Annotated in this window: 18 protein-coding genes and 1 tRNA gene; 10 read left to right on the top strand and 9 right to left on the bottom strand. The window is 63.2% G+C overall.

Translation table 11 applies throughout. The features are described 5' to 3' along the window. The first annotated feature begins 166 nt into the window (after positions 1 to 166). From AB4Y67_RS17610 to AB4Y67_RS17590, 5 genes are all read left to right on the top strand, one after another. Positions 167 to 2764, top strand: coding sequence for a LuxR C-terminal-related transcriptional regulator (locus tag AB4Y67_RS17610; protein ID WP_441407054.1), 2598 nt, complete (start codon positions 167 to 169; stop codon positions 2762 to 2764). Between the two features lie 122 nt (positions 2765 to 2886). Then, positions 2887 to 3576, top strand: a complete 690-nt coding sequence (locus tag AB4Y67_RS17605) for a hypothetical protein (protein ID WP_441407045.1) — start codon at positions 2887 to 2889, stop codon at positions 3574 to 3576. Between the two features lie 153 nt (positions 3577 to 3729). Then, positions 3730 to 3915: a hypothetical protein gene (locus AB4Y67_RS17600; protein ID WP_441407044.1), complete on the top strand. Its 186-nt coding sequence runs from the start codon at positions 3730 to 3732 to the stop codon at positions 3913 to 3915. Further along, entirely contained in the window at positions 3912 to 4211 is a 300-nt protein-coding gene (locus tag AB4Y67_RS17595) for a hypothetical protein (RefSeq protein WP_441407043.1), read from the top strand. The genes AB4Y67_RS17600 and AB4Y67_RS17595 overlap by 4 nt, the downstream gene beginning before the upstream one ends. A gap of 362 nt (positions 4212 to 4573) precedes the next feature. After that, entirely contained in the window at positions 4574 to 5212 is a 639-nt protein-coding gene (locus tag AB4Y67_RS17590; RefSeq protein WP_441407042.1) for a hypothetical protein, read from the top strand. Between the two features lie 104 nt (positions 5213 to 5316). On the opposite strand, the gene AB4Y67_RS17585 is transcribed toward AB4Y67_RS17590, so the two are convergent. Together AB4Y67_RS17585 and AB4Y67_RS17580 are read right to left on the bottom strand one after the other, a co-directional pair. After that, positions 5317 to 6030: a hypothetical protein gene (locus AB4Y67_RS17585; RefSeq protein WP_441407041.1), complete on the bottom strand. Its 714-nt coding sequence runs from the start codon at positions 6028 to 6030 to the stop codon at positions 5317 to 5319. Between the two features lie 451 nt (positions 6031 to 6481). Then, positions 6482 to 8971 carry an ATP-dependent Clp protease ATP-binding subunit gene (locus tag AB4Y67_RS17580; protein ID WP_441407040.1) on the bottom strand — a complete coding sequence of 830 codons (2490 nt, stop codon included), beginning with the start codon at positions 8969 to 8971 and terminating at the stop codon, positions 6482 to 6484. A 486-nt stretch (positions 8972 to 9457) separates the two neighbouring features. Here AB4Y67_RS17580 and AB4Y67_RS17575 point away from each other — a divergent pair, with 486 nt between their 5' ends. Next, on the top strand, positions 9458 to 10381 hold the full coding sequence (locus AB4Y67_RS17575) for an alpha/beta fold hydrolase (protein ID WP_441407039.1): 924 nt from the start codon (positions 9458 to 9460) through the stop codon (positions 10379 to 10381). A 450-nt stretch (positions 10382 to 10831) separates the two neighbouring features. Here the strand turns inward: AB4Y67_RS17575 and AB4Y67_RS17570 are convergent, their stop codons facing one another. From AB4Y67_RS17570 to AB4Y67_RS17555, 4 genes are all read right to left on the bottom strand, one after another. Then, positions 10832 to 11026 (bottom strand): hypothetical protein, encoded by a 195-nt coding sequence (locus tag AB4Y67_RS17570; RefSeq protein WP_441407038.1) that lies wholly within the window; start codon positions 11024 to 11026, stop codon positions 10832 to 10834. Positions 11027 to 11284: 258 nt separating this feature from the next. Then, positions 11285 to 11554 carry a CDGSH iron-sulfur domain-containing protein gene (locus tag AB4Y67_RS17565; protein WP_441407037.1) on the bottom strand — a complete coding sequence of 90 codons (270 nt, stop codon included), beginning with the start codon at positions 11552 to 11554 and terminating at the stop codon, positions 11285 to 11287. A gap of 286 nt (positions 11555 to 11840) precedes the next feature. After that, positions 11841 to 12890 carry an iron-containing redox enzyme family protein gene (locus tag AB4Y67_RS17560; RefSeq protein WP_441407036.1) on the bottom strand — a complete coding sequence of 350 codons (1050 nt, stop codon included), beginning with the start codon at positions 12888 to 12890 and terminating at the stop codon, positions 11841 to 11843. Between the two features lie 678 nt (positions 12891 to 13568). Next, complete coding sequence (locus AB4Y67_RS17555) at positions 13569 to 13826, bottom strand: hypothetical protein (RefSeq protein ID WP_441407035.1); 258 nt, start codon at positions 13824 to 13826, stop codon at positions 13569 to 13571. 273 nt (positions 13827 to 14099) lie between these two features. Here AB4Y67_RS17555 and AB4Y67_RS17550 point away from each other — a divergent pair, with 273 nt between their 5' ends. Further along, complete coding sequence (locus tag AB4Y67_RS17550; protein WP_441407034.1) at positions 14100 to 14798, top strand: TetR/AcrR family transcriptional regulator C-terminal domain-containing protein; 699 nt, start codon at positions 14100 to 14102, stop codon at positions 14796 to 14798. Between the two features lie 29 nt (positions 14799 to 14827). Further along, positions 14828 to 15058 carry a zinc-ribbon domain-containing protein gene (locus AB4Y67_RS17545; protein WP_441407033.1) on the top strand — a complete coding sequence of 77 codons (231 nt, stop codon included), beginning with the start codon at positions 14828 to 14830 and terminating at the stop codon, positions 15056 to 15058. A 674-nt stretch (positions 15059 to 15732) separates the two neighbouring features. Here the strand turns inward: AB4Y67_RS17545 and AB4Y67_RS17540 are convergent. After that, positions 15733 to 16707: a manganese catalase family protein gene (locus AB4Y67_RS17540; RefSeq protein WP_441407032.1), complete on the bottom strand. Its 975-nt coding sequence runs from the start codon at positions 16705 to 16707 to the stop codon at positions 15733 to 15735. A 197-nt stretch (positions 16708 to 16904) separates the two neighbouring features. Between AB4Y67_RS17540 and AB4Y67_RS17535 the strand changes: the two genes are divergently transcribed. Continuing rightward, on the top strand, positions 16905 to 17123 hold the full coding sequence (locus tag AB4Y67_RS17535; protein ID WP_441407031.1) for a hypothetical protein: 219 nt from the start codon (positions 16905 to 16907) through the stop codon (positions 17121 to 17123). A gap of 800 nt (positions 17124 to 17923) precedes the next feature. On the opposite strand, the gene AB4Y67_RS17530 is transcribed toward AB4Y67_RS17535, so the two are convergent. Continuing rightward, complete coding sequence (locus AB4Y67_RS17530) at positions 17924 to 18394, bottom strand: hypothetical protein (RefSeq protein WP_441407030.1); 471 nt, start codon at positions 18392 to 18394, stop codon at positions 17924 to 17926. Between the two features lie 372 nt (positions 18395 to 18766). Beyond that, positions 18767 to 18848 (bottom strand) — tRNA-Leu (locus AB4Y67_RS17525). A 206-nt stretch (positions 18849 to 19054) separates the two neighbouring features. On the opposite strand from AB4Y67_RS17525, the gene AB4Y67_RS17520 reads away from it, so the two are divergent. Next, positions 19055 to 19660: an ANTAR domain-containing response regulator gene (locus tag AB4Y67_RS17520; protein WP_024368455.1), complete on the top strand. Its 606-nt coding sequence runs from the start codon at positions 19055 to 19057 to the stop codon at positions 19658 to 19660. The last annotated feature ends 45 nt before the right edge of the window (positions 19661 to 19705 follow it).

Here is a 19705-nt window from a genome sequence, read left to right as displayed (position 1 = left end):
GGATTGCTGCATCTTCCCGATGTGTTGTGCGCCTTGGAACGGGGTTCGTATGGCACGTCCGTTGATCTCAACGAAGCTGTTCATCCCAAAAGTGCGTCGAAATGTTGTGACGCGCCCGCGGCTCTTGGATCGTCTGAGTCGGGGAGCTGAGACGCGATTGACGCTGGTGTCTGCTCCGGCCGGGTTCGGCAAGACAACACTCATTGCCGAGTGGCTCGGCGGAATGGAAGAGGACCACCGCCGTATTGCGTGGGTTTCCCTCGACGCTGCCGACAGCGACCCTGCGTCCTTTTGGACCTATGTTGTGTCCGCCTTGCAAACAGCGGTGCCTGGTGTCGGACCGTCTGCCTTGGAGCTCATTGCTCCTTCAGGCGGCTCGACCGAGTCCGTGCTAACCATGATGCTGAACGATCTGGCCCTGGCGCCGGATGATGTCTGGTTGGTGCTCGATGACTACCACCTCGTTGACAGCCACGAGGTCGCCAACGGGATGGTCTTCCTGCTTGACCACCTTCCGTCCCACGTCCACGTTATGATCAGCACCCGCGCTGACCCCGAGCTGCCTTTGCCCCGTTGGCGGGTGCGCGGCGAGCTTGTTGAACTCCGTGCAGCGGAGCTGCGTTTTACGTCGGAGGAGGCTACCGCATACCTCAATGCGGTGGCAGGATTGGACCTTTCCGCCGTCGACGTCGAGGCGTTGGAACAGCGTACAGAGGGGTGGGTAGCAGCGCTGCAGCTGGCAGCGCTCTCGCTCCAGGGCCGCGACGACGCTGCTGGTTTTATTGCCGGGTTCGCGGGGAATGACCGGTATATCGTCGATTACCTGGTCGAGGAGGTACTTCAGCATCAACCCGATCCGGTTCGCAATTTCCTATTGCTCACGTCCGTTCTCGACCGTTTCAGCGGACCCCTCTGTGATGCGGTGACTGGCCGCGGTGACGGGACGGAGATGCTCACGTCGCTGGAGCGGGCCAACCTTTTCATCGTCCCGCTGGATGACCGTCGGGAGTGGTACCGCTACCACCACCTCTTCGCGGACGTGCTGCGGGCGCGTCTGCTCAACGAGCAGCCAGGACTGGTGCCGTTGCTTCATCAGCGCGCCAGCGCGTGGTATGAGCGCATGGACCTGATGGACGAAGCGGTCAGGCATGCCTTGGAGGCCGAGGATTTTAGCCGCGCGGCCCGCCTGGTGGAGCTAGCCGTGCCGACAATCCGGCGCAACCGGCAGGAGGCGATTCTGTTCGGCTGGCTGAAGGCACTGCCGGCCGACGCCGTTAGGAGCAGCCCAGTGCTTAGCGTCTTCTACGGATTCATGCTTATGGTCTCCGGCGACCTTCACGGGGTGGAGCCGCGCTTTGAGGATGCGGAACGTGCACTGGCTGCGGTCCCCTCCGGGGCAGCTCAGCCCTGGGCCGTCACTGAGGAGCTCCGGACGCTGCCGGCGACCATCGCCGTCTACCGTGCCTCCCTTGCGCAGGCACGGGGCGATGCGGCAGGTACGTCCGAGCACGCCCGGCACGCCCTTGCCCTGGCCGGGCCCGGCGACCATCTGGCACGCGGCGCTGCTGCGGGCTTTCTAGGGCTCGCCGCGTGGGCGAACGGGGAGTTGTCGGCTGCGCTGGATACGTTCACTCAGGCCGTGGCCAGCCTGCACGCTGCCGGCAACCTCATTGACGCGCTCAGCAGCACCGTCGTGCTCGCGGACATGTGGCTCGTGGCCGGCCGGCCCGGCAAGGCGCGGCGGCTCTACCAGGATGCGCTGCAACTTGCCGACGCCGAGGGTGAGCCTGTCGCCCGGGCATCCGCCGAGCTGCATGTGGGGCTGGGCGAGCTTGACCTGGAAGCCGGAGATATCGCTGCCGCAACACGGCACCTCACGACCGCTGGTGAGTTCTTCGAACGAGCGCCAATGACCGAGAGCCGCTACCGGTGGTTCGTAGCGAGGGCGCTGATTGCCCGTGCCGAGGGAAGCTTGGACCACGCCACCGACCTGCTTGACCAGGCTGAGCAGATCTACCGGCCAGGATTCTTTCCCGAGGTGCAGCCGATTGGAGCGATGAGGGCCCGGATCTGGATCGTCCAAGGCAAGACATCGGAAGCCGCCGAGTGGGCAGAGACACGAGGGGTGTCTGTAACGGATGAAGTCAGCTACCTAAGCGAGTTCGACCACCTCACGCTCGTGCGGCTGCTCTTGGCGCAGAACCGGGATCTTCCCGACCGCGATGCGTCCGGGCAAGCCGATCGCCTGTTGGGACGGCTGCTCGAGGCCGCAGAGACAAGCGGACGCGCCGGGAGCGTGGTGGAGATCCGCATGCTGCAGGGTCTTTCCCAGGCCATTCAGGGACACCGGGCGCAGGCCCTCGGGATGCTTAGCAGGGCTTTCGCGGAGGCGCCCGAACCTGCCGGGTATGCCGGGCTCTTCATAGGCGAAGGTGCGCCGATGATGGAGCTCCTGCGTGATGCCGCCGGCCACGGAATCGCCGAAGACCACCCCCAGCGGCTACTCGACCTGACTGCGAAGCCCAAAGCGCAAGCCCCCGTTCCGGGGTATAGGCCGACCTCGTCGGCAGAGGAGAAGTTAAGCGGGCGCGAGCTGCAGGTGCTCCGGCTTCTCGACAGCGAGCTGAGCGGCCCGGAGATCGCCCAGGCGCTGTTCATCTCACCCAACACGCTCCGCACCCACACCAGACACATCTTCACGAAGCTCGCCGTCACCACCCGCCGGGCCGCGGTCCGCCAGGGGCGCGACCGGGGCCTCACATAACCGCAAAGCCAAATCTCACCCTGTCACTCACATCATGGGGTGATGCCTGCTCACCCAGCCCGTTCCTAGGTTTGAATCATCCCGCAACTCCCTGACGCGGAACCCAGACCCAGGAGACGAAGATGACCATCACCACCACCAACCTCACCCGGGCGGCCGGCCTGTCCGCCGTCACGGCAGGCCTACTGTTCATCGGCGTCCAAATCAACCACCCCCACCTGGATGCGGAGTTCGCCACCACCACCGAGTACACGGTCCGCCAAAGCCTGAAGGTGCTCATGGCCGGATTGTCGCTGGCCGGCATCACCGGGATGTACCTGCGCCAAGTGAAGGAAGCGGGAGTGTTGGGCCTGATCGGGTACCTCGTGTTCGGCGCCGGTTACCTCATCATGACGAGCGTTGAAGTGATCGGGGCCGTTGTGTTTTCGACTCTTGCCCGCACAGCACCCGGATACGTCAACGACGTCTTTGCCGTGTTTACGGGTGGGCACGCCAGCGGTGACATCGGACTGATGCAAGTCCTTAACCTCGTGTCAGCGGCCACGTTCCTGGGCGGCGGACTCCTGTTCGGGATCGGGCTCTTCCGCGCCAAGGTCCTCGCTCGCTGGGCCGCCGTGCTGCTCGCGGCAGGCTCGGTGGCGACTCTTGCCATCCCCTTGCTGCCGCAGGTCAACGAGCGGCTCTTCGCCATACCCATCGGGGTGGCAATGGTGGGCCTGGGATACTCGTTGTGGCGGGACCAGCGCGCCAAGGCGAGTCGAGCCCTGCCCCAGAACGTAAGTTTCCCGCTCAACCCGGCCGGCGCCAAGTGACCATCTACAAGGCAGTGCGGCCCGCCGCGTCGGTGCGATCGAGCGGGTGGGTGCCGTTCGCACTGGTCGCCCTCGTCCTGATCCCAACCGCAGCGGGCGCTTTACGGCATATCGGGCTGGCCGGCGGACCCGTTCTCATCCCTGAACACCCGTATGACGGCATCGCCCGTGCTGCACATAGTGGGCGCGATCGGGAACGCCGTCTTCGGCGTCAGCCAACTGATCACCGACCTCATGCTGGGGGCTGGATGGGTCCTGAATCTCATTACCGCGGAGGTCATCATCCGCAGCGGCGGCAACCGAACAGCCAGGACAACGGGTAGGGCCCGGCTCTCATGACTCACTCCCACGCACCCCACGGCTACCGGCTTCGGGTCCAGGGGCACCTCGACGACCACTGGTCAGCCTGGTTCGGATACCTCACCCTGATCCGCGAAAACGATGGCACGACAAGCCTCAGCGGCCCCGTCCCCGACCAAGCTACCCTGCACGGGCTGCTGACAAAGATCCGTGACCTCGGCATCCTCCTGATTTCCGTGGAGCCCATCGAGGCAACAGACCAAATCGGCTGCGTCGGCGACGGCATTGCCGGGGAGGGCGAAACCATTGCCCAGCCCGGGCGTCAGAGATCATGAAGCACCGCCGCCACGGGAACTGCGCGGTCGGTAAGTGATGCGGAGGGTCCGAGGACTTTTCTGACATCCAGCACCCCCTGCAGGTCCTGTATTTCCATGGTTCACCTGAGACGTTCGGCGTACCTGCCACGAACGATGATGACTAGCGCCCTGTTAGTTCGTGCCCGCGCCCATCACCAAGGGTGTGGCCTGATCTAACGGATCACCGAGAATCCGATCACCACATTTATCACCCCGGTGGGTGATGCCCGGTCACCACCCACGCCCGTACCTTCCAACTATCGCTGGCACCCATACCGGCTCATGACGAATGTTGAAGCACTCGTTATTTCCCGCATTACCCAAACAGACAAGAGACTCAAATGTCCTCCAAAATTCAGATATCCGCACCTGCCGTACTGATTAGGACCTTCGCCGTCGCGGGATTTCTCTCAGGAGCCATACTGGTGGTGAACGCGGCTAAACGGGCTGGAATCATCCCAACGTCGCCCTTCACGCAGCTGGCCGCACCGGTCGCCCAACTAGCCGCTATCGGATTGGTGATTGGTATTTACCTGCTGATTTCGCGCACAACCGGGGCGCTGGCCGCCTCAGGCTCCCTGCTCACCGTCATTTCGCTGGCTGGCCTCGTCGGGGTTGAATTTGTTCTCAACCTTGTCTTTCCCTACGTTGACCCGGGTGTCATCGTGGCGTTGCGTGCGGGCCCGCTCGGCATCGCCCTGACAGCGGTCTCGGTGCTGTTCCTGATCGGCACCGTGGTCTTCATGATGGCGCTCTGGCGTACCTCAGGTGTGCCGAAGGGCGCGGTCCTGCTCTACACCGCGAGTGCCATTCCCATCTCCTTGCGTACTATCTTTCCGGAGACTGTGCTGCAGCTGGGTCTGATCGGCCTGGCCTTGGCTATCATCTGGCTGACCACCTGGATGCTCCGGAACACCCCTCACGAAACCGCCGACCGGACCGCAGCCCGGGGCCCGGCAACAGGCGTGATTTCGGGCTAGTTCAGTCACGACGCCGGAACGGCCCGGTGACGGTCGCCATGAGCGTGGCTCCCCGCGGGGGACGGGGCGCCAACGACGCAGGCCCAACAGTGTGAGGCGTTGTTTCAGACGTCGTGTGGACAAATTTCAGTGCCGGCTAGTTCGGGCCTGCCCTGTCCGTATGAGGGGTTGTCGTCGCTTCCGGCCCAGATGACACCGCCTCCTGGGCAGGGCATCACATCGAACGCCATGCCGTTATGGTGCGCCCGCAGGTGGCGCCCGTCATCTTCGACCACTTCCCAGCCCGCTGCTGGCAGCGCTGCACGATAGTGCTGCAACACATCGACATCTCCTGAGAGCTCGAACCAGCGTGTACAGCCGCCGACACCACTCAATCCGCCACCGCTGAAGTGGCCGACGTGGCTGATGGAATCGAACGCCTGCTGTGATTCACGATCTGCGCTGGCCATGGGCTCATTCCTTCCTTCGGTTACGCATTGCGGAGTCGAATTGAACTGCGCCTCAAGCCGCTGCCCCAGTGCCGAGGGGGTGACAGCGAACATCCCGATCAGCATGAGGACAGGTATGGCCGCGGCCGTTAGCCGCATCCATCTCGTTGTCGAGAGCACGAAGCCGATTATGACAACGACCGCGACCAGTCCGAGTGCCAATCCGGAGGGTCCGGCCGTCAACCCCCAAGTGAGCCCCTCGAACGCAGTGCCGGTGACATCGCCGTATATTCTCATGAATTCGTAGTGCACCAGCACAGCGAGCGTCGCCAGTCCTGCCCCAATGACGAGCAGCACCGCGGCAGAGACGGCTCGGCCGGTCACGGGCATGGCTCATGGTAGGTTTCGTCTGACAAAATGTCCACGGATTCCTATCGCAGTTTGAAAGCGCTGCCTGGATATCGACGAAGATGTCCCGGTGATTTCAGCTGGGGGGGTGGCTGGAGTCAGTAGGACGTTTCGCAATCAGTGGGACAGGGCCGGCGACATGGCTTGACCGCAAAAACAACCGTTTCTGACCCTCCGGTGGCAAGCCTCAGGGAACGTGTGATTCGCATCGGTAAACGGCGCGCTTATTGCAGACGTAAATGGCCGTCTACGCGAAGACCGCGATTCATGCCAGGACAGCGAGGTGCCCGAATGGCGGTGCTATCAGGCTGTTGACCGGACGCGACTGGCCAACTGATGTTTCCTATCGCACCATACGAGCGTCGACAATCTTTAGAGCACCGGGGTCAGCCTGCTCCGTTCCATCGAAATCGAATCCGTTGCGACGGTACGTTTAGCCTGCGGCGGGCAGTGCGTCCGGGATGCTGGGCCTGGCGTTGCCGGCGAAGGTGAACTTGGCGTCGTCGCCTTCGCCGTCCACATCCACCACAACAATGTCGCCAGCGTGGATTTCGCCGAAGAGGATCTTCTCGGAGAGCTGGTCCTCGATCTCGCGCTGGATGGTCCGGCGCAGCGGCCGGGCACCCATGGCGGGATCGTAACCGCGGGTTGCCAGCAGGATCTTGGCCGCGGGCGTGAGCTCGATGCCCATGTCCTTGTCCGCCAGGCGTCGCTCCAGGCGGCTGATCATCAGGTTTACGATCTCGATGATTTCGTCTTGGGTCAGCTGCGGGAAGACGATGACGTCGTCAACACGGTTCAGGAACTCGGGGCGGAAGTGCTGCTTGAGCTCCTCCGTGACGCGGGCCCGCATCCGGTTGTAGCCGGTCTGCGTGTCCGTACCGGACTGGAAGCCGGTGGCAACGCTCTTGGAGATATCCCGGGTGCCGAGGTTGGTGGTCATGATGATCACGGTGTTCTTGAAGTCCACCACGCGGCCATGGCTATCGGTCAGGCGTCCGTCTTCCATGATCTGCAGCAGCGAGTTGAAGAGGTCGGCGTGCGCCTTCTCCACTTCATCGAACAGGACCACGGAGAACGGACGACGGCGGACCTTTTCGGTCAGCTGTCCGCCCTCGTCGTAGCCCACGTAGCCCGGAGGGGCACCGAAGAGACGCGACACCGTGTGCTTCTCCGAGTACTCGGACATGTCCAGGGTGATCAGGGCGTCTTCCTCGCCGAACAGGAATTCGGCCAGGGCCTTGGCGAGCTCGGTCTTGCCGACGCCGGTGGGGCCGGCGAAGATGAACGAACCGCCCGGGCGCTTCGGGTCCTTCAGGCCTGCACGCGTGCGGCGGATCGCCCGAGACACCGACTTGATCGCTTCCTCCTGGCCGACGACGCGCTTGTGCAGTTCGTCTTCCATCTTCAGCAGACGCGAGGATTCCTCCTCGGTGAGCTTGAAGACCGGGATGCCGGTGGCATTCGCCAACACCTCGGCGATCAGGTCCTCATCCACCTCGGAGATGTCGTCCATGCCGCCGGTCTTCCACTGGCGTTCCTTCTCGGCACGCTCGGCAATGAGCTTCTGCGTCTTATCGCGCAGGGAGGCGGCGCCTTCGTAGTCCTGGGCGTCAATCGCGGACTCTTTCTCCATCTTGAGTTCGGCGATGCGCCCGTCCATGACCTTGAGTTCCGGCGGTGCTGTCATCCGGCGGATGCGCAGCCGTGCGCCGGCCTCATCGATCAGGTCAATCGCCTTGTCCGGCAGGAAGCGGTCCGAGACGTAGCGTTCGGACAGGTTCGCGGCGGCGACCAGCGCGCCGTCGGTGATGGTGACTCGGTGGTGCGCCTCGTACCGGTCACGGAGGCCCTTGAGGATCTCGATCGCGTCGGCCACGGAGGGCTCCTTGACCTGGATCGGCTGGAAACGGCGTTCCAGCGCAGCATCCTTCTCGATGTGCTTGCGGTACTCGTCCAGCGTGGTGGCGCCGATGGTCTGGAGCTCGCCGCGGGCCAGCATGGGCTTCAGGATCGACGACGCATCGATGGCACCTTCGGCGGCACCGGCACCCACCAGGGTGTGGATTTCATCAATGAACAGGATGATGTCGCCGCGGGTGCGGATCTCCTTGAGGACCTTCTTCAGGCGCTCCTCGAAGTCACCGCGGTAGCGGGAACCGGCCACCACGGAGCCCAGGTCCAGCGTGTACAGCTGCTTGTCTTTGAGAGTTTCCGGGACATCCCCACGGACGATCGCCTGGGCCAGGCCTTCGACGACGGCGGTTTTGCCGACGCCGGGCTCACCGATCAGGACAGGGTTGTTCTTAGTGCGGCGGGAAAGGACCTGCATGACGCGTTCCATCTCGGACGCACGCCCGATCACGGGGTCGAGCTTGTTCTCGCGCGCAGCCTGGGTCAGGTTGCGCCCGAACTGATCCAGAACCACGGAACCGGAGGGAATCGCTTCAACGTGATCCTGGCCTGGGCCCACGGTCTCCTTGCCCTGGTGGCCCGAGATGAGCTGGATGACCTGCTGGCGCACCCGGCTCGGATCCGCACCGAGCTTGACCAGCACCTGGGCGGCAACGCCTTCACCCTCACGGATGAGGCCGAGCAGGATGTGCTCCGTGCCGATGTAGTTGTGACCCAGCTGCAGGGCCTCGCGCAGCGAGAGTTCCAGGACCTTCTTGGCGCGCGGGGTGAAGGGGATGTGTCCGGACGGGGACTCCTGGCCCGGGCCGATGATCTCCTGCACCTGCTCGCGGACGCCGTCGAGCGAAATACTCAAGGACTCAAGGGCTTTGGCAGCCACACCTTCACCCTCATGGATCAGACCCAACAGGATGTGTTCGGTACCAATGTAACCGTGATTCAGCATGCGTGCCTCTTCCTGGGCAAGCACAACTACGCGACGCGCACGGTCCGTAAATCGCTCAAACATTTCGCCACACTCCTGGCTGCCCCCATACCTTGATGCTACGTCGCCGCAGGCACGCTTGGGGCGTTCGCCGGAGGCAAGATATTAGTGAGCCGGATACAGCTGACCTCCCCCGGGTAAGCGGCCGTGTTCTATGGCATGTACTCCCAGATTCCCGTGATACTCAAAGGCCGACGGCGGTGTCATCGCGAAGACCTCCTCGGTTCTCCGGCTCGTCGGTGACGCCAAGGCGGTTCCCTAGTCACGGCTAAGGACGGAGTCGCCAGCACCACCAAGGCCGCCGCGCTGGGCTACGCGGCCAGGGTATCCGCGTCAACTAGATCCACCCGGGCTACATCGACACACCGCTGTTGAAGGGACTCCCCCCTCTCGTGCCCGGCCGGTTGGTGGACAGGGTCCGAGGTGTGTTTTCTAGCTCGCCCAGCCCGAGTAGGGATTCTGATCCTGATCCGGCAGTTTTCTCGCCAACCATTGGAGTACTGTTCCACCATGACGACATCTGGGCGGGAATCCGGTACTCCACAGCCCAACGTCAGGGTGACGGCGAACCGTGTGAGGTCGGAAGGCGATGACCTGTACTTCGAAGTGCGAGGTCACGGGCCGGCGGTTTTGTTGATCCCTGGAGCCGGTGGGGACGCGGACCTGTATGCCGCCGTCGCGGACCTCCTTTCAGATGAATTCAAGGTCATCACCTACGACCGCCGTGCGAACGCCCGCAGTACTTCCAACAGTCCCCAGAATTTCGAGATCAGCCAACAAAGCCGGGATGCGGTAGCAGTCATCCATGCCGCCGGCGAGCAGGCGGCATTCATCTTCGGAAGCAGCAGCGGGGCTGTAATTGCCCTTGATGYGGCGAGGACCCAAGCCCATGCCGTGCTGGCCGCCATCGCTCACGAGCCGCCGTGTGCGAGGTTATCCCCGAACGATGCCAAGTGGCAGCGTTTCTTCGCCAACGTGTACCGAATGGCCTACTACCTCGGCCCTTCGCTGGCAGGCCTTCGTTTCGTCTTCGGCATTCAGGTTCCCGTGAGGAAACTTGTCAAAGGACATGCCCAAGCGGTGGAGTATGCTCGCGGCCAGAGAGAGTCCCGGCAACACGAGCCTCGCATCAGCTCGCTCGACGCGAACAATGTCCTGATGAAGCTCGAACTCCTACCGGTGACGAACTATCTCCCGGATGTTCAACTGATTCATCGCAACGGGGTGACGATCATCATGGCCGTGGGCAAGTGGACCCAGGATCGGAAGACCTGGCTGGGTGAGGTGTCACGCATCCTGGCAGAGCGGCTGGGCTGTGAGCTGATGACATTCCCCGGCCATCATGGCTCGTACACCGACATGCCCCACGAATGGGCGGCAACCCTGCGCAGGGTCTTGCGCAAAGCCGGCGGAACAGAGCAAACCGCCAGCTGACGAGATGACAGCCTGCTCAGACGCATCCGTGCCTTTGGACCGCCGCGTTGGAAGCCAGTCGTGCTGCCGTCACCGGGACCGGCGTGTAGGTGGTACCGTCACCGGGACCGGCGTGTAGGTGGTGCCGTCGCGGATCATGGTCCAGAGGACATTATGGCGCCGTCTGGCCGGGTGTCTTCCCCTGAGCCAAGACCCACCGCTCCCGGTCTCAGAACTTAGTCGCGGCAGGCCCCTGTTAGCCATGGACGACCTCGGAGTTCCGGAAGCGGACCCAAAGAATGTCGGCACGCTTTCGAAGTGCCCACCTTCGCTGACCATGGACCACCAGCCTCGCCCGGCAGTACTGGGAAACCACCGTGCTCGGCGTGGGTCCGACAACAGCCATCGCGTGCGCTCCGGGGGCATCTCCACGATTCGCTGCAGTAACCCGGCGGGCCTCTGGAAAGGCCGCTACTGGTCACTCCCGACGTCGTCCTGCTTAGCGGTGGCCTGGTGGCGGGCCTCCTCAAGGTGGTGCTCCAGTTTCTCCTCGGCGTCCCGCCGGCGCTGGCCGACCGTTCGCATCTGGTTCGTGATCGGTGAACCGGCGTGGCTCTCCGCATGATGACCATGCTCCCGCGGAGCCTCAGCCTTGTTCACACTCATACTGGAATTTTCCCACCGTGCATCTTCGAGATAAAGCATGTCGGCCGGTCAGTGTTTTGCCGCACCGGACATGGCAGTGGCGACTGCTGTGCGTCCAGCCCCGGCCACTCGACCCTGCGCCCAACAGACAGCCAACCAGAACCTACTGAATTGGCGGCGGCTCTCCTATCTCCCAACTTGGAGAACCAGGAAGTCTCTGCGCTTGACCCCTCAGTTTCGCGTGGACACTTCCCTATTTCCGCCGCCAGCTCCCTCCGGTCAAGGGCTGGGCTTTTCCGGGGACCCCTTCGGGTTGCTTCGGTCCTGCGCGTCGGGGGTCTCGGTGCGGAAGTTGATCAGTTTGTGCGTGCCGTCGCAGTAGGGCTTGATGGCGGAGGCACCGCATCTGCAGAGGGCGACGGTTTCGCGCTGACGTTCCACGGGTTCCCCGGTGGGCCTAAGGACGGCGAAGTTACCGCGGACCAGAATCGGGCCGTCGGGGCACAGGACAAGCGAGGCACCGGCGGGGTCAATGGGGTTCTCGTTCATGGGTACTTCCGGTCTCGGCGTGCGGAGGGCTGAACGGACCTTGCTGCATGCCGCAGCCGCAAGGCGTCGTCGGATGAGGAGCGGTTCTGATACGGGATCCCGCAAAAGGCACTCCGCCGCTGAACCGGAGTGCCCGGGCGAACCGACGCAGATGGCGCGTTCGGGAACAGGATGTCGGCCAGGAGTGACACCAGGGACGGCTCCGCGGCGAAGCGTGCGGGTCGGCGTAGCCGCGGCAGAACGTACTCATCCCACCGTCCCCGGAAAAGGAGCGGAAGCCGGTCCGTCATACCGCGGGTACAGGGGATCGCAGCGAGGACCGGTCGTTTTCCCAGGCATCCATGAGGTGGACGGCGAAGCGCGCGTCGATGCAAGAGACCGCTGCGGCGCCGAAGAGAACGTCCTCCAGAAGATCTGGTTCCGCCTCCACGAGTCCGCCGGCCAGGTCCCTGCCAGCGATCTGTTCGTGGACGGCGTCCGCCTCGACGTGCTCATCGAAGTAGCCGGTGACCTCCGCATCAAAACCCAGGCGCCGGAATCCGTTGCCGTATAGCTGGTTCGGGCGTGAGGAGGTCATCTCGTACATGGCCAGATGCCCGGCGATGGCTCCTCGGAGCCGCCGGTTCAAGCCGAACAAGGACATCATGTTCACCGAAGCCAGCGAGATGGCCGGTACGGCGTCGACGTAGCCGCCGTAGCTGTCGTTGAGCCCCAGCCCCCTCATGGTGCGGGCGAACAAGGCACTGTGCATGCGCTCCGGGCGGCCGCCGCCATACTCGTCGGCCTGGATTTCCACGAGCGCAGCCTTGGCCCGTCCGGTCAGGCGCGGGATAGCCCAGGTGTGCGGGTCTGCTTCTTTGAGTTGATACAACGACTTGTGGATCAGGAATTCACCGAGCTGCTCGGCCATGGCCTTCTTCGCCACGTAGCGGGAGACGCTGGGCCCGCTGTCACGGGCGGCCAGGTCAAACAGCAGGGATGCGGTGGCCTCGCTGTCGGGGTTCCCGGAATCCGGGCGCGGGACGGACGCCGTTACCCGGCTGGCCTCGGAGCGCAGCCACGCTTCAAAGGGTTCCTCCAGCAGTTGCCGGATTCCAATCAGTCCGGGATTCCACTCCCAGCGTTCGTCGACGCCGTCCAGGCCTCCGTAGTGCAGTTCATAGAGGCAGAACAAGGTGAGTTGCACGTCGTCGTCAATCAGGTCCTCGACCAATGACAACCTCTCGGCAACCAGTGTGTGCAGGGCGGTCAGACCCGCAGGATCGGCTCCGGCAACCCCGGTCAGCAGGGACATCAAGCCGGCGCTGATGGGTCCTCGGGGTGGAGGGATGTTCAATGGTTCTCCTAGATAGGCGCGCTGTGGTGGGACGGCGCGGATGTTTACAAGCTCAGCTGTTGCCGGCGTACACAAGACTGTCGGGGTCCTGCTGGCTTGCCGGCGCACCCGCAAGCCCTTGTGGCGATAGGTCTAGGCCTTCCACCCCGGCGTGTTCCGCAAGGGTGGCCGTGTTCGGTGCGACGTACGCGCTGGTGTGGTTTGTCGTGGAGTCGGTGTCCTCGGGGTCTGATCGTACGGCGGGGTTGCGGTCACGGCCGGGCGGGAGCATCCATCTGAAAACCGCATCTACAGCGCAGGACCCGCGCCGGGTACTGGCCTGCTGGATGCTCTGCCGGGCCGAAGTGCCCGGTGGCGGCACATTCGGGTAGCGGCGCCACCACGGACATGGGTTCTCTGCAGTGGACGGCGGCCGAATCGATGTCGGACAACCTGTCGCCCGTCCCTGCCGTGCCCATCATGGCAGCGGCGAACCCTGCGGTGGTTGCCAAGACCCGGGATCCTCCGCACCGTGTGCAGGTGACAGCAAGGGCCAGTGTCTCTTCGCGGGGGTCCAGCACGGTGACAGAATCGGCGACCAGGTGCCGGCCGGTGCGGCAGTTGGCGCACCAGGGGCGCCCGCCCCGGGGTTGGTGCGAGCTCCTCGGCCGGTACGTTCCGGTCGTGACGGTCACGCGGTCAGACCAGGCCCGGGTAGCTGGCCAGGATGTAGTCCGCCGCGGCGGGGCCTTTCATGCGAAGGCCGGTGCGCCTGGGATGGATCTGCTTCTTTTTCATCGCAGTCCAGAACGCATCTTCTGGACGGGGCGCGGCCTGGCGGAGGAAGCACCAGCTGGTGTAGAGGCCGTAGAGGCGGTTCCGTCCCAGGGCGTGGTCGGCGGCAGGGTCCGGGGTGGTGGCTTCCTGCAGGAATTGGTCGTACTGAGAAGTTGCCATGAGTGGCTCGTTTCTTCGGCGTGCAGGGTGAACCGCCGTGTGGCTACAGCAGCTGAAGCTTCAAGGCCCTGCACGGGACACTGAAGCAGTTTCCCGAATTGCCGCTGTACGGCAGACCCCGGGGATAAAGCGTTGTCGGACTGGAAATCCCAGCATCGCCGGAGACCAGAGAACAACTTCTCTACAATGTAGACAGTAGGCGTAGACTACATAATAAGCAAGCTGCTTATCTCTTGGAACTGTGATTAGTCCGCCCCGACCGAACGGAACACCATGTCGCCTGACGAGAATCCGGACCCTCCCGCGGCCCCTGGCAAGAAGAACCGGCTTAGCCGGGAGATCGTGCTGGCCGCGGCGCTGGCGCTCGTGGACTCCGAGGGACTCGATGCACTCACCATGCGCAGGCTCGGGCAGGAACTCGGGCGGGATCCCATGGGCCTGTACCGCTACGCCGAGAACCGCGCAGCACTGCTGGACGGGGTCTCCGAGCTCGTCCTGAATGAACTGGCCATCATTCCCGATGACCCGGACTGGCAGGCGCAGCTCCGCCGGATTGCCCACGACCTGCGCGATCTGGCCCTCCGTCACCCCAACGTCGTGCCTCTCCTCGTGACCCGCCCCCTCTCGACACCCCTGGGTCTCAGGCCGCTGGGAACCTTACGGCCGCTGGAACAGATCCTGTCCCTGCTGATCGAGGCCGGGTTCGCACCAGCAGATGCGTTGCACGTCTACCGCGCCTACTACGGGTACCTCTACGGGCACATCCTCAACGAGCTGCAGGAATTCATCGTCGACCCGGACGAAAACGAGGCCCTTCTCCGCTTGGGCCTGCACCGCCTGCCGGCGAAAGACTTTCCCCGGCTCCGTGCCCTCGCCCCGGTCCTCGCCGACTACGACGGGATGGCCGAACTGGACGAAGGAATCTCCATCCTGCTCTCGGGCCTCGCAGCCCGCCTCCGGCCCGAGGCGTGATCAACCACCCTTTTCGAAAGGCGCCACCGATGTTCCTGCTCTTCGGCCTCAAAACCGTCCTGAACGACCGGCCCGGGCGGCCCGCAACCTGCCAACACTGCCTGCAGTTCGTCCACCATCACCTGCAGGAACGTGCCACAAAATTCACCTTGTTCTTCATCCCGGTCTTCACCACGTCAAAGACCTACCGGATCACCTGCTCGAACTGCGGGCGGACCACGGCCGTCAATTCGCGACCGAAAACAGCCCCGACCCGGTGAGGCCTCAGTGACTGTTGCTGGCACGAGACGCTAGGCGGCAGCAGTCGCGGCGGCATAAGTACGACCGCGGATGGGAGCCGCTCCCCCTGACCGGTGCGGAGCGACACGGACGGGGTCAGTCTGGTATCTCCATCTGGAAACCGCAGCGACAGCGGAGGACCCTGGTGCGCAGGTACACCTCCAGGGGCACGTCGCCACTTTCTTCGGTTGATACCGCGGCGTAGATGCCGCGGTGTTCCGAGCCGCCCGCCGTCATTGGCTCCCCGCAGTGCAGGTATGCCCCGCCGAATCGCACTCAACGCACGTGTATGAGGCTTTCACCAGCCCGGTTCTCGGCGGTTCGAGCGCCTGGATCGATTCGATAACGAGGTGCTCGTCCGTGGCACATCCGGCGCACCAGGGTCGTCGACCGCGGACACGAACTGGTTTGCGGTGGTGAGAGACGGTAGACACAGTCAGACTCCTTTTCCGAAGCGGCCGGCCGGGATCTTCCGGCCCTGGCTCCAACATCGCCCCTCCCCCGGCATCAGGTTAGGCTCTGAGCCGGGATACTGACAAGGAAACGGCCCGGAGGGGGCGTCCTGGCCACGCCGGGCCCGTTTGCCTCAGCACGGCCCCGGGAACCTACCGCTCCCCGCACAGCGCCGACGACCCACAAGGCAGTCCCGCGCGGACTATTTCTTTGGCTTCTTGGCTCCCTTGGTCGAGGATTCCTTGGGGCTATCGGCCTCTTTCAGTTCGACTTCGGCCGTTGCCTGGATGAGCGCCAGAAGGTCAGCATCCAAGCCGGGAGCGAACTCCTCGCGGCGTTCCGGCGAAATAGTCATCGGGAAACCGTCAGGCATGACATCGGTGCTCAGTTCGGTGCCGTCATTAGAGGGCGAAGCGCCCCGGTACAGCTTGCCCGCTTCGCTGAGGTTGTCGGCACTGAAGGTGTACTGGATGCTCTGCAGGCCCAGGTCCAGGAGCTTCTTCACTTCCGGGAACTGCTCGGCATTCGTTTTCGGGATCGGGAGCACCTTGCCCCAGTTCACACCCAGGCTTTCCAGGGCCTTCGCGAAGGCGTTCTCATGGGCCTGGTCCCGGACGATGAGGTACGCGATCGTGGACCGCGCGGCCTTGTTTTCGGTCATCTCGTAAATCCGGCATTTCTGCAGCCGACCGGTGGACTCCAGCATCAGGTTGTACAAAAGGTCCAGAACCAGATTGCCGCTGTTGTACACATAGGAGCCGGACCACGGATTCCCGACGGCGTCCACCGGCAGCGCACCCTGTGCGCCGACCAGATAGTGGTGGATGTTGCTGGTGTCCAGCGCGATCTTCAGCGGTGTGGCACCCTTTGCGCCTGGCTGGTCCACCGGGTCCGTCTTCTTGCCCTGGTACTCGGGAGACCCGTCCAGGAGCCGTGAAATGGTGGTGCAGATCAGCTCCACGTGGCTGATCTCCTCGGTGCCGACGCCCTGGAGCAGGTCCTTATACGGCTTGGACGCGGGATCCCCACGGAAGTTGATGCTCTGGAAGAGATACTGCATCATCGTGCGCATCTCACCGAACTGCCCGCCCAGGCCCTCCTGCAGCGCGTTCGCTGCCGCCGGATCAGGCTCATCGACGGCGATTTCATTGATCAGTTGCTGGGTGTGCAAGTACAAGGTGACTCCTCAAATGATGATGGATAACACTTATTACTTCACTGCTGACCGAGGCCCGAGCTGATCCACACGTACGTACTCCGCCTCAGAAGAGGACGGGCAGGCACGCAACCAGCCAGGCGGCCCGGCCACCGTGTCAACCCAACAAGAGAATAGTAAGCATGGTTATCTTAGGATAGTAAGTACCCTTGCTATTTTTGTCGTACACCGCACTCAGCAGTACTTCACGCTCGCCGTCACGTCAGGGTGACAATTTTGCCTACGCCGGATCATCCAACACCGAACACACCACCGCCGGGGCGAACACCTCGTTCATCCGCGACCCGGACGGTACGCTCATCAGCATGCGAACCAGTGCCGGTGGGAGCATCTACTACCCCACCGATGCGCTCGGCTCGACCATCGCCTCTCACTGACTGCACCCAGGCCAAAGTCGCCTCCTACGCCTACGAGTCATGGGGCAACACCGCCGCCGCCGGGGCCCAGGCCGCGGCGAATCCCTGGCAGTACGCCGGGGCTACAAAGACACCCCCACCGGGCATACGAAGTTCGGCGCCCGCTACTACGCCCCCACCACGCGCAGCTTCAGCCAAAACCGATCCCACCGGACAGGAAGCGATCGCCAATCTCTACACTGGAGCCAACCCCGTCAACCCTCGCGGCCGCGCTGGGGGAGCTTCCCATCAATCAGGTCTACATGTGGGTGACGGAGCAGGTGAACAACCTGAACGTGCATTGCAGCTGTCACGATCGTTTGATCCACTGGCCTCGGCTTGGAATAAGTCCCGGCGGAACGCTCGTCCCGTCACTGGCTCTGAATGGGACAACCGAATCCGGTGTTGCCCTGCACAGCAACGCAGCATCCGCTAGCGCTAACGGCTCCCAGGGCTTCCCACCCTCGCGAAAGTTGAAACTAAACTACTATGCTAAGGTTGCTTAGTTTCTCTCTCTGTCTAGCCGAGGGCGGAGAGGGAGACGATCAAGATTCCCAGCCAGCCATAGGGACTGACGGGGGCTTCGTTCTCCTAAGCAATTCAAGCCTGCCAGCCGACTCGGCTCTCCTGTCCCCCAGCTTGGAGAGCCGGCAGCCGCCACGCTTGTGTCCTGGGTTCCCGCGGAGGCTTCGTCATAATCTGCTGATCCCATGACCCGTGCCCGCTGAGGGACGTTCTGATGCTTAGCCCGCAGGCCCCGAATTTGTCCCTTTGATGTTCAGTCAGGCGCTAATTGACGGACGCTTTCCGGCCCGGTAAGCAGACGCGATGACTGGTTCGAGTTCGTCGATCACGGTGCGGTTCCCGGGAAGAACCACATGGGCGAGAAATTCCGATTCGAGCGTAGCAACCCCGGCTGCCACCGCTGCGAGTTTGGCGTCTGTCGATAGGGCGAAGGCATGCCAAAACCGGCGGGTAGTGAGGTCGAGGACTTTTGCCGTGACTCCCCGGTCATCGACCTCCGCGAGGTTGCGACGGAGAGCAGGGATTCCGTCGGGCTGCGGCAGGGAGATGACAATGCGGAACTGCCTTCCACAGGCCCTGAACGCGATGGCGCTGAGGTGCCCGCGTTGGCTGAAACGAACTTCGGTCGCCCCAAAGCCCAGGAGCGACTGCTCGACATGTTCTCGTGAAGCCCCAACGCTGAAGGAGTCACCACGCGTGTAAAAACTCCGGGAATCAAAAGTTGCCATCGTACAACTATGCACCCATGCTGCCCTTCGGCTGCTTCAACGTATCGGCGGGATGACCAAGCCACAGGAACGATATTCGCGGAGAACTCCAACTGCAAGGGGGCCCGTCAGTCCTAGTGTTGGGTGTGTCGGCACATGCCGCGCAACTACCCTCAGGGAGGGTGCATTAACTCCAGACAGTCCGGCTCCGAACAATTCATGCTGTATCTGAAAAGTTTGGGTAGTTCAGAAGCTGACGTTACCGGACCTGCCTGCGCGGTCAGCTATGAGAACGAACTCCTCCGCGACAACCACGACCGCACCCAACTCGGGATCATCCTCATCGGCGTGCCACTCAGAGGCCTGAAACCCTGCTGACCTACGGAAACACTGTGCCCGAGGTGGGACTCGAACCCACACACCTTTCGATACCGCATTTTGAGTGCGGCGCGTCTGCCAATTCCGCCACTCGGGCGCGGAGTACACCGGTGTCATAATCGCCCAACCCACAGTGCTGTGAGCAACGCGATCGCTTCCAGTGCGCGAAATTACTCTACATGCAGATAGGCTGAATTCCAGAATCGCGCCAGTGACGCCGCATCGAACATAACCGGTCCAAGTACAACAGCGGACAGAACCTAAGATGGTCCTGTTCCCGCCGTACCTTTCCAAGGAGTTCCCGTGTCAGAACAGACGGAGTCAAACCCCACGTCCAAGCCGGCGCGCCGCGTGGTTGTTGCCGAGGATGAAACCCTCATCCGGCTCGACATCATCGAGATCCTGCGGGGCGAGGGCTACGACGTCGTCGGCGAAGCGGACAACGGCGAGAAGGCCGTGCAGCTCGCCGAGGAACTGAAGCCGGACCTGGTCCTCATGGACGTCAAAATGCCCGTCATGGACGGCATCTCCGCTGCCGAGAAGATCGTCAAGGCCCGGATCGCCCCCGTCGTCCTCCTGACCGCGTTCAGCCAGAAGGAACTCGTCGAACGGGCACGCGACGCCGGCGCCATGGCCTACGTGGTCAAGCCGTTCACCCCGGCGGATCTCATCCCGGCCTTGGAAATTGCCCTGTCACGCCACGAGGAAATCAAAGCCCTCGAAAGCGAAGTTACCGACCTGCAGGAGCAGTTCGCCACCCGCAAGCTCGTGGAGCGCGCCAAGAGCCTCCTGACCACCAAGATGGGCCTGACGGAGCCGGAAGCCTTCCGCTGGATCCAGAAGACCTCGATGGACCGCCGCCTGAGCATGCGCGAGGTCGCCGAGACCATCATCAACCAGGTCAACTAGCAACCGGCAAGCAAACAAAAGAGACCAAAAAGGGAGGGGGGAGGG

This window comes from Arthrobacter sp. YAF17, from assembly GCF_052113365.1.
GTDB lineage: Bacteria > Actinomycetota > Actinomycetes > Actinomycetales > Micrococcaceae > Arthrobacter.
This window is presented reverse-complemented; position numbering and strand designations above follow the sequence as displayed.

Coding starts and splice junctions, on each gene's coding strand:
- AB4Y67_RS17530 (WP_441407030.1), bottom strand. CDS start 18,394: ATGGCAACTTTTGATTCCCGGAGTTTTTACACGCGTGGTGACTCCTTC.
- AB4Y67_RS17605 (WP_441407045.1), top strand. CDS start 2,887: ATGACCATCACCACCACCAACCTCACCCGGGCGGCCGGCCTGTCCGCC.
- AB4Y67_RS17565 (WP_441407037.1), bottom strand. CDS start 11,554: ATGAACGAGAACCCCATTGACCCCGCCGGTGCCTCGCTTGTCCTGTGC.
- AB4Y67_RS17595 (WP_441407043.1), top strand. CDS start 3,912: ATGACTCACTCCCACGCACCCCACGGCTACCGGCTTCGGGTCCAGGGG.
- AB4Y67_RS17580 (WP_441407040.1), bottom strand. CDS start 8,971: ATGTTTGAGCGATTTACGGACCGTGCGCGTCGCGTAGTTGTGCTTGCC.
- AB4Y67_RS17545 (WP_441407033.1), top strand. CDS start 14,828: ATGTTCCTGCTCTTCGGCCTCAAAACCGTCCTGAACGACCGGCCCGGG.
- AB4Y67_RS17570 (WP_441407038.1), bottom strand. CDS start 11,026: ATGAGTGTGAACAAGGCTGAGGCTCCGCGGGAGCATGGTCATCATGCG.
- AB4Y67_RS17550 (WP_441407034.1), top strand. CDS start 14,100: ATGTCGCCTGACGAGAATCCGGACCCTCCCGCGGCCCCTGGCAAGAAG.
- AB4Y67_RS17585 (WP_441407041.1), bottom strand. CDS start 6,030: ATGCCCGTGACCGGCCGAGCCGTCTCTGCCGCGGTGCTGCTCGTCATT.
- AB4Y67_RS17590 (WP_441407042.1), top strand. CDS start 4,574: ATGTCCTCCAAAATTCAGATATCCGCACCTGCCGTACTGATTAGGACC.
- AB4Y67_RS17555 (WP_441407035.1), bottom strand. CDS start 13,826: ATGGCAACTTCTCAGTACGACCAATTCCTGCAGGAAGCCACCACCCCG.
- AB4Y67_RS17600 (WP_441407044.1), top strand. CDS start 3,730: ATGACGGCATCGCCCGTGCTGCACATAGTGGGCGCGATCGGGAACGCC.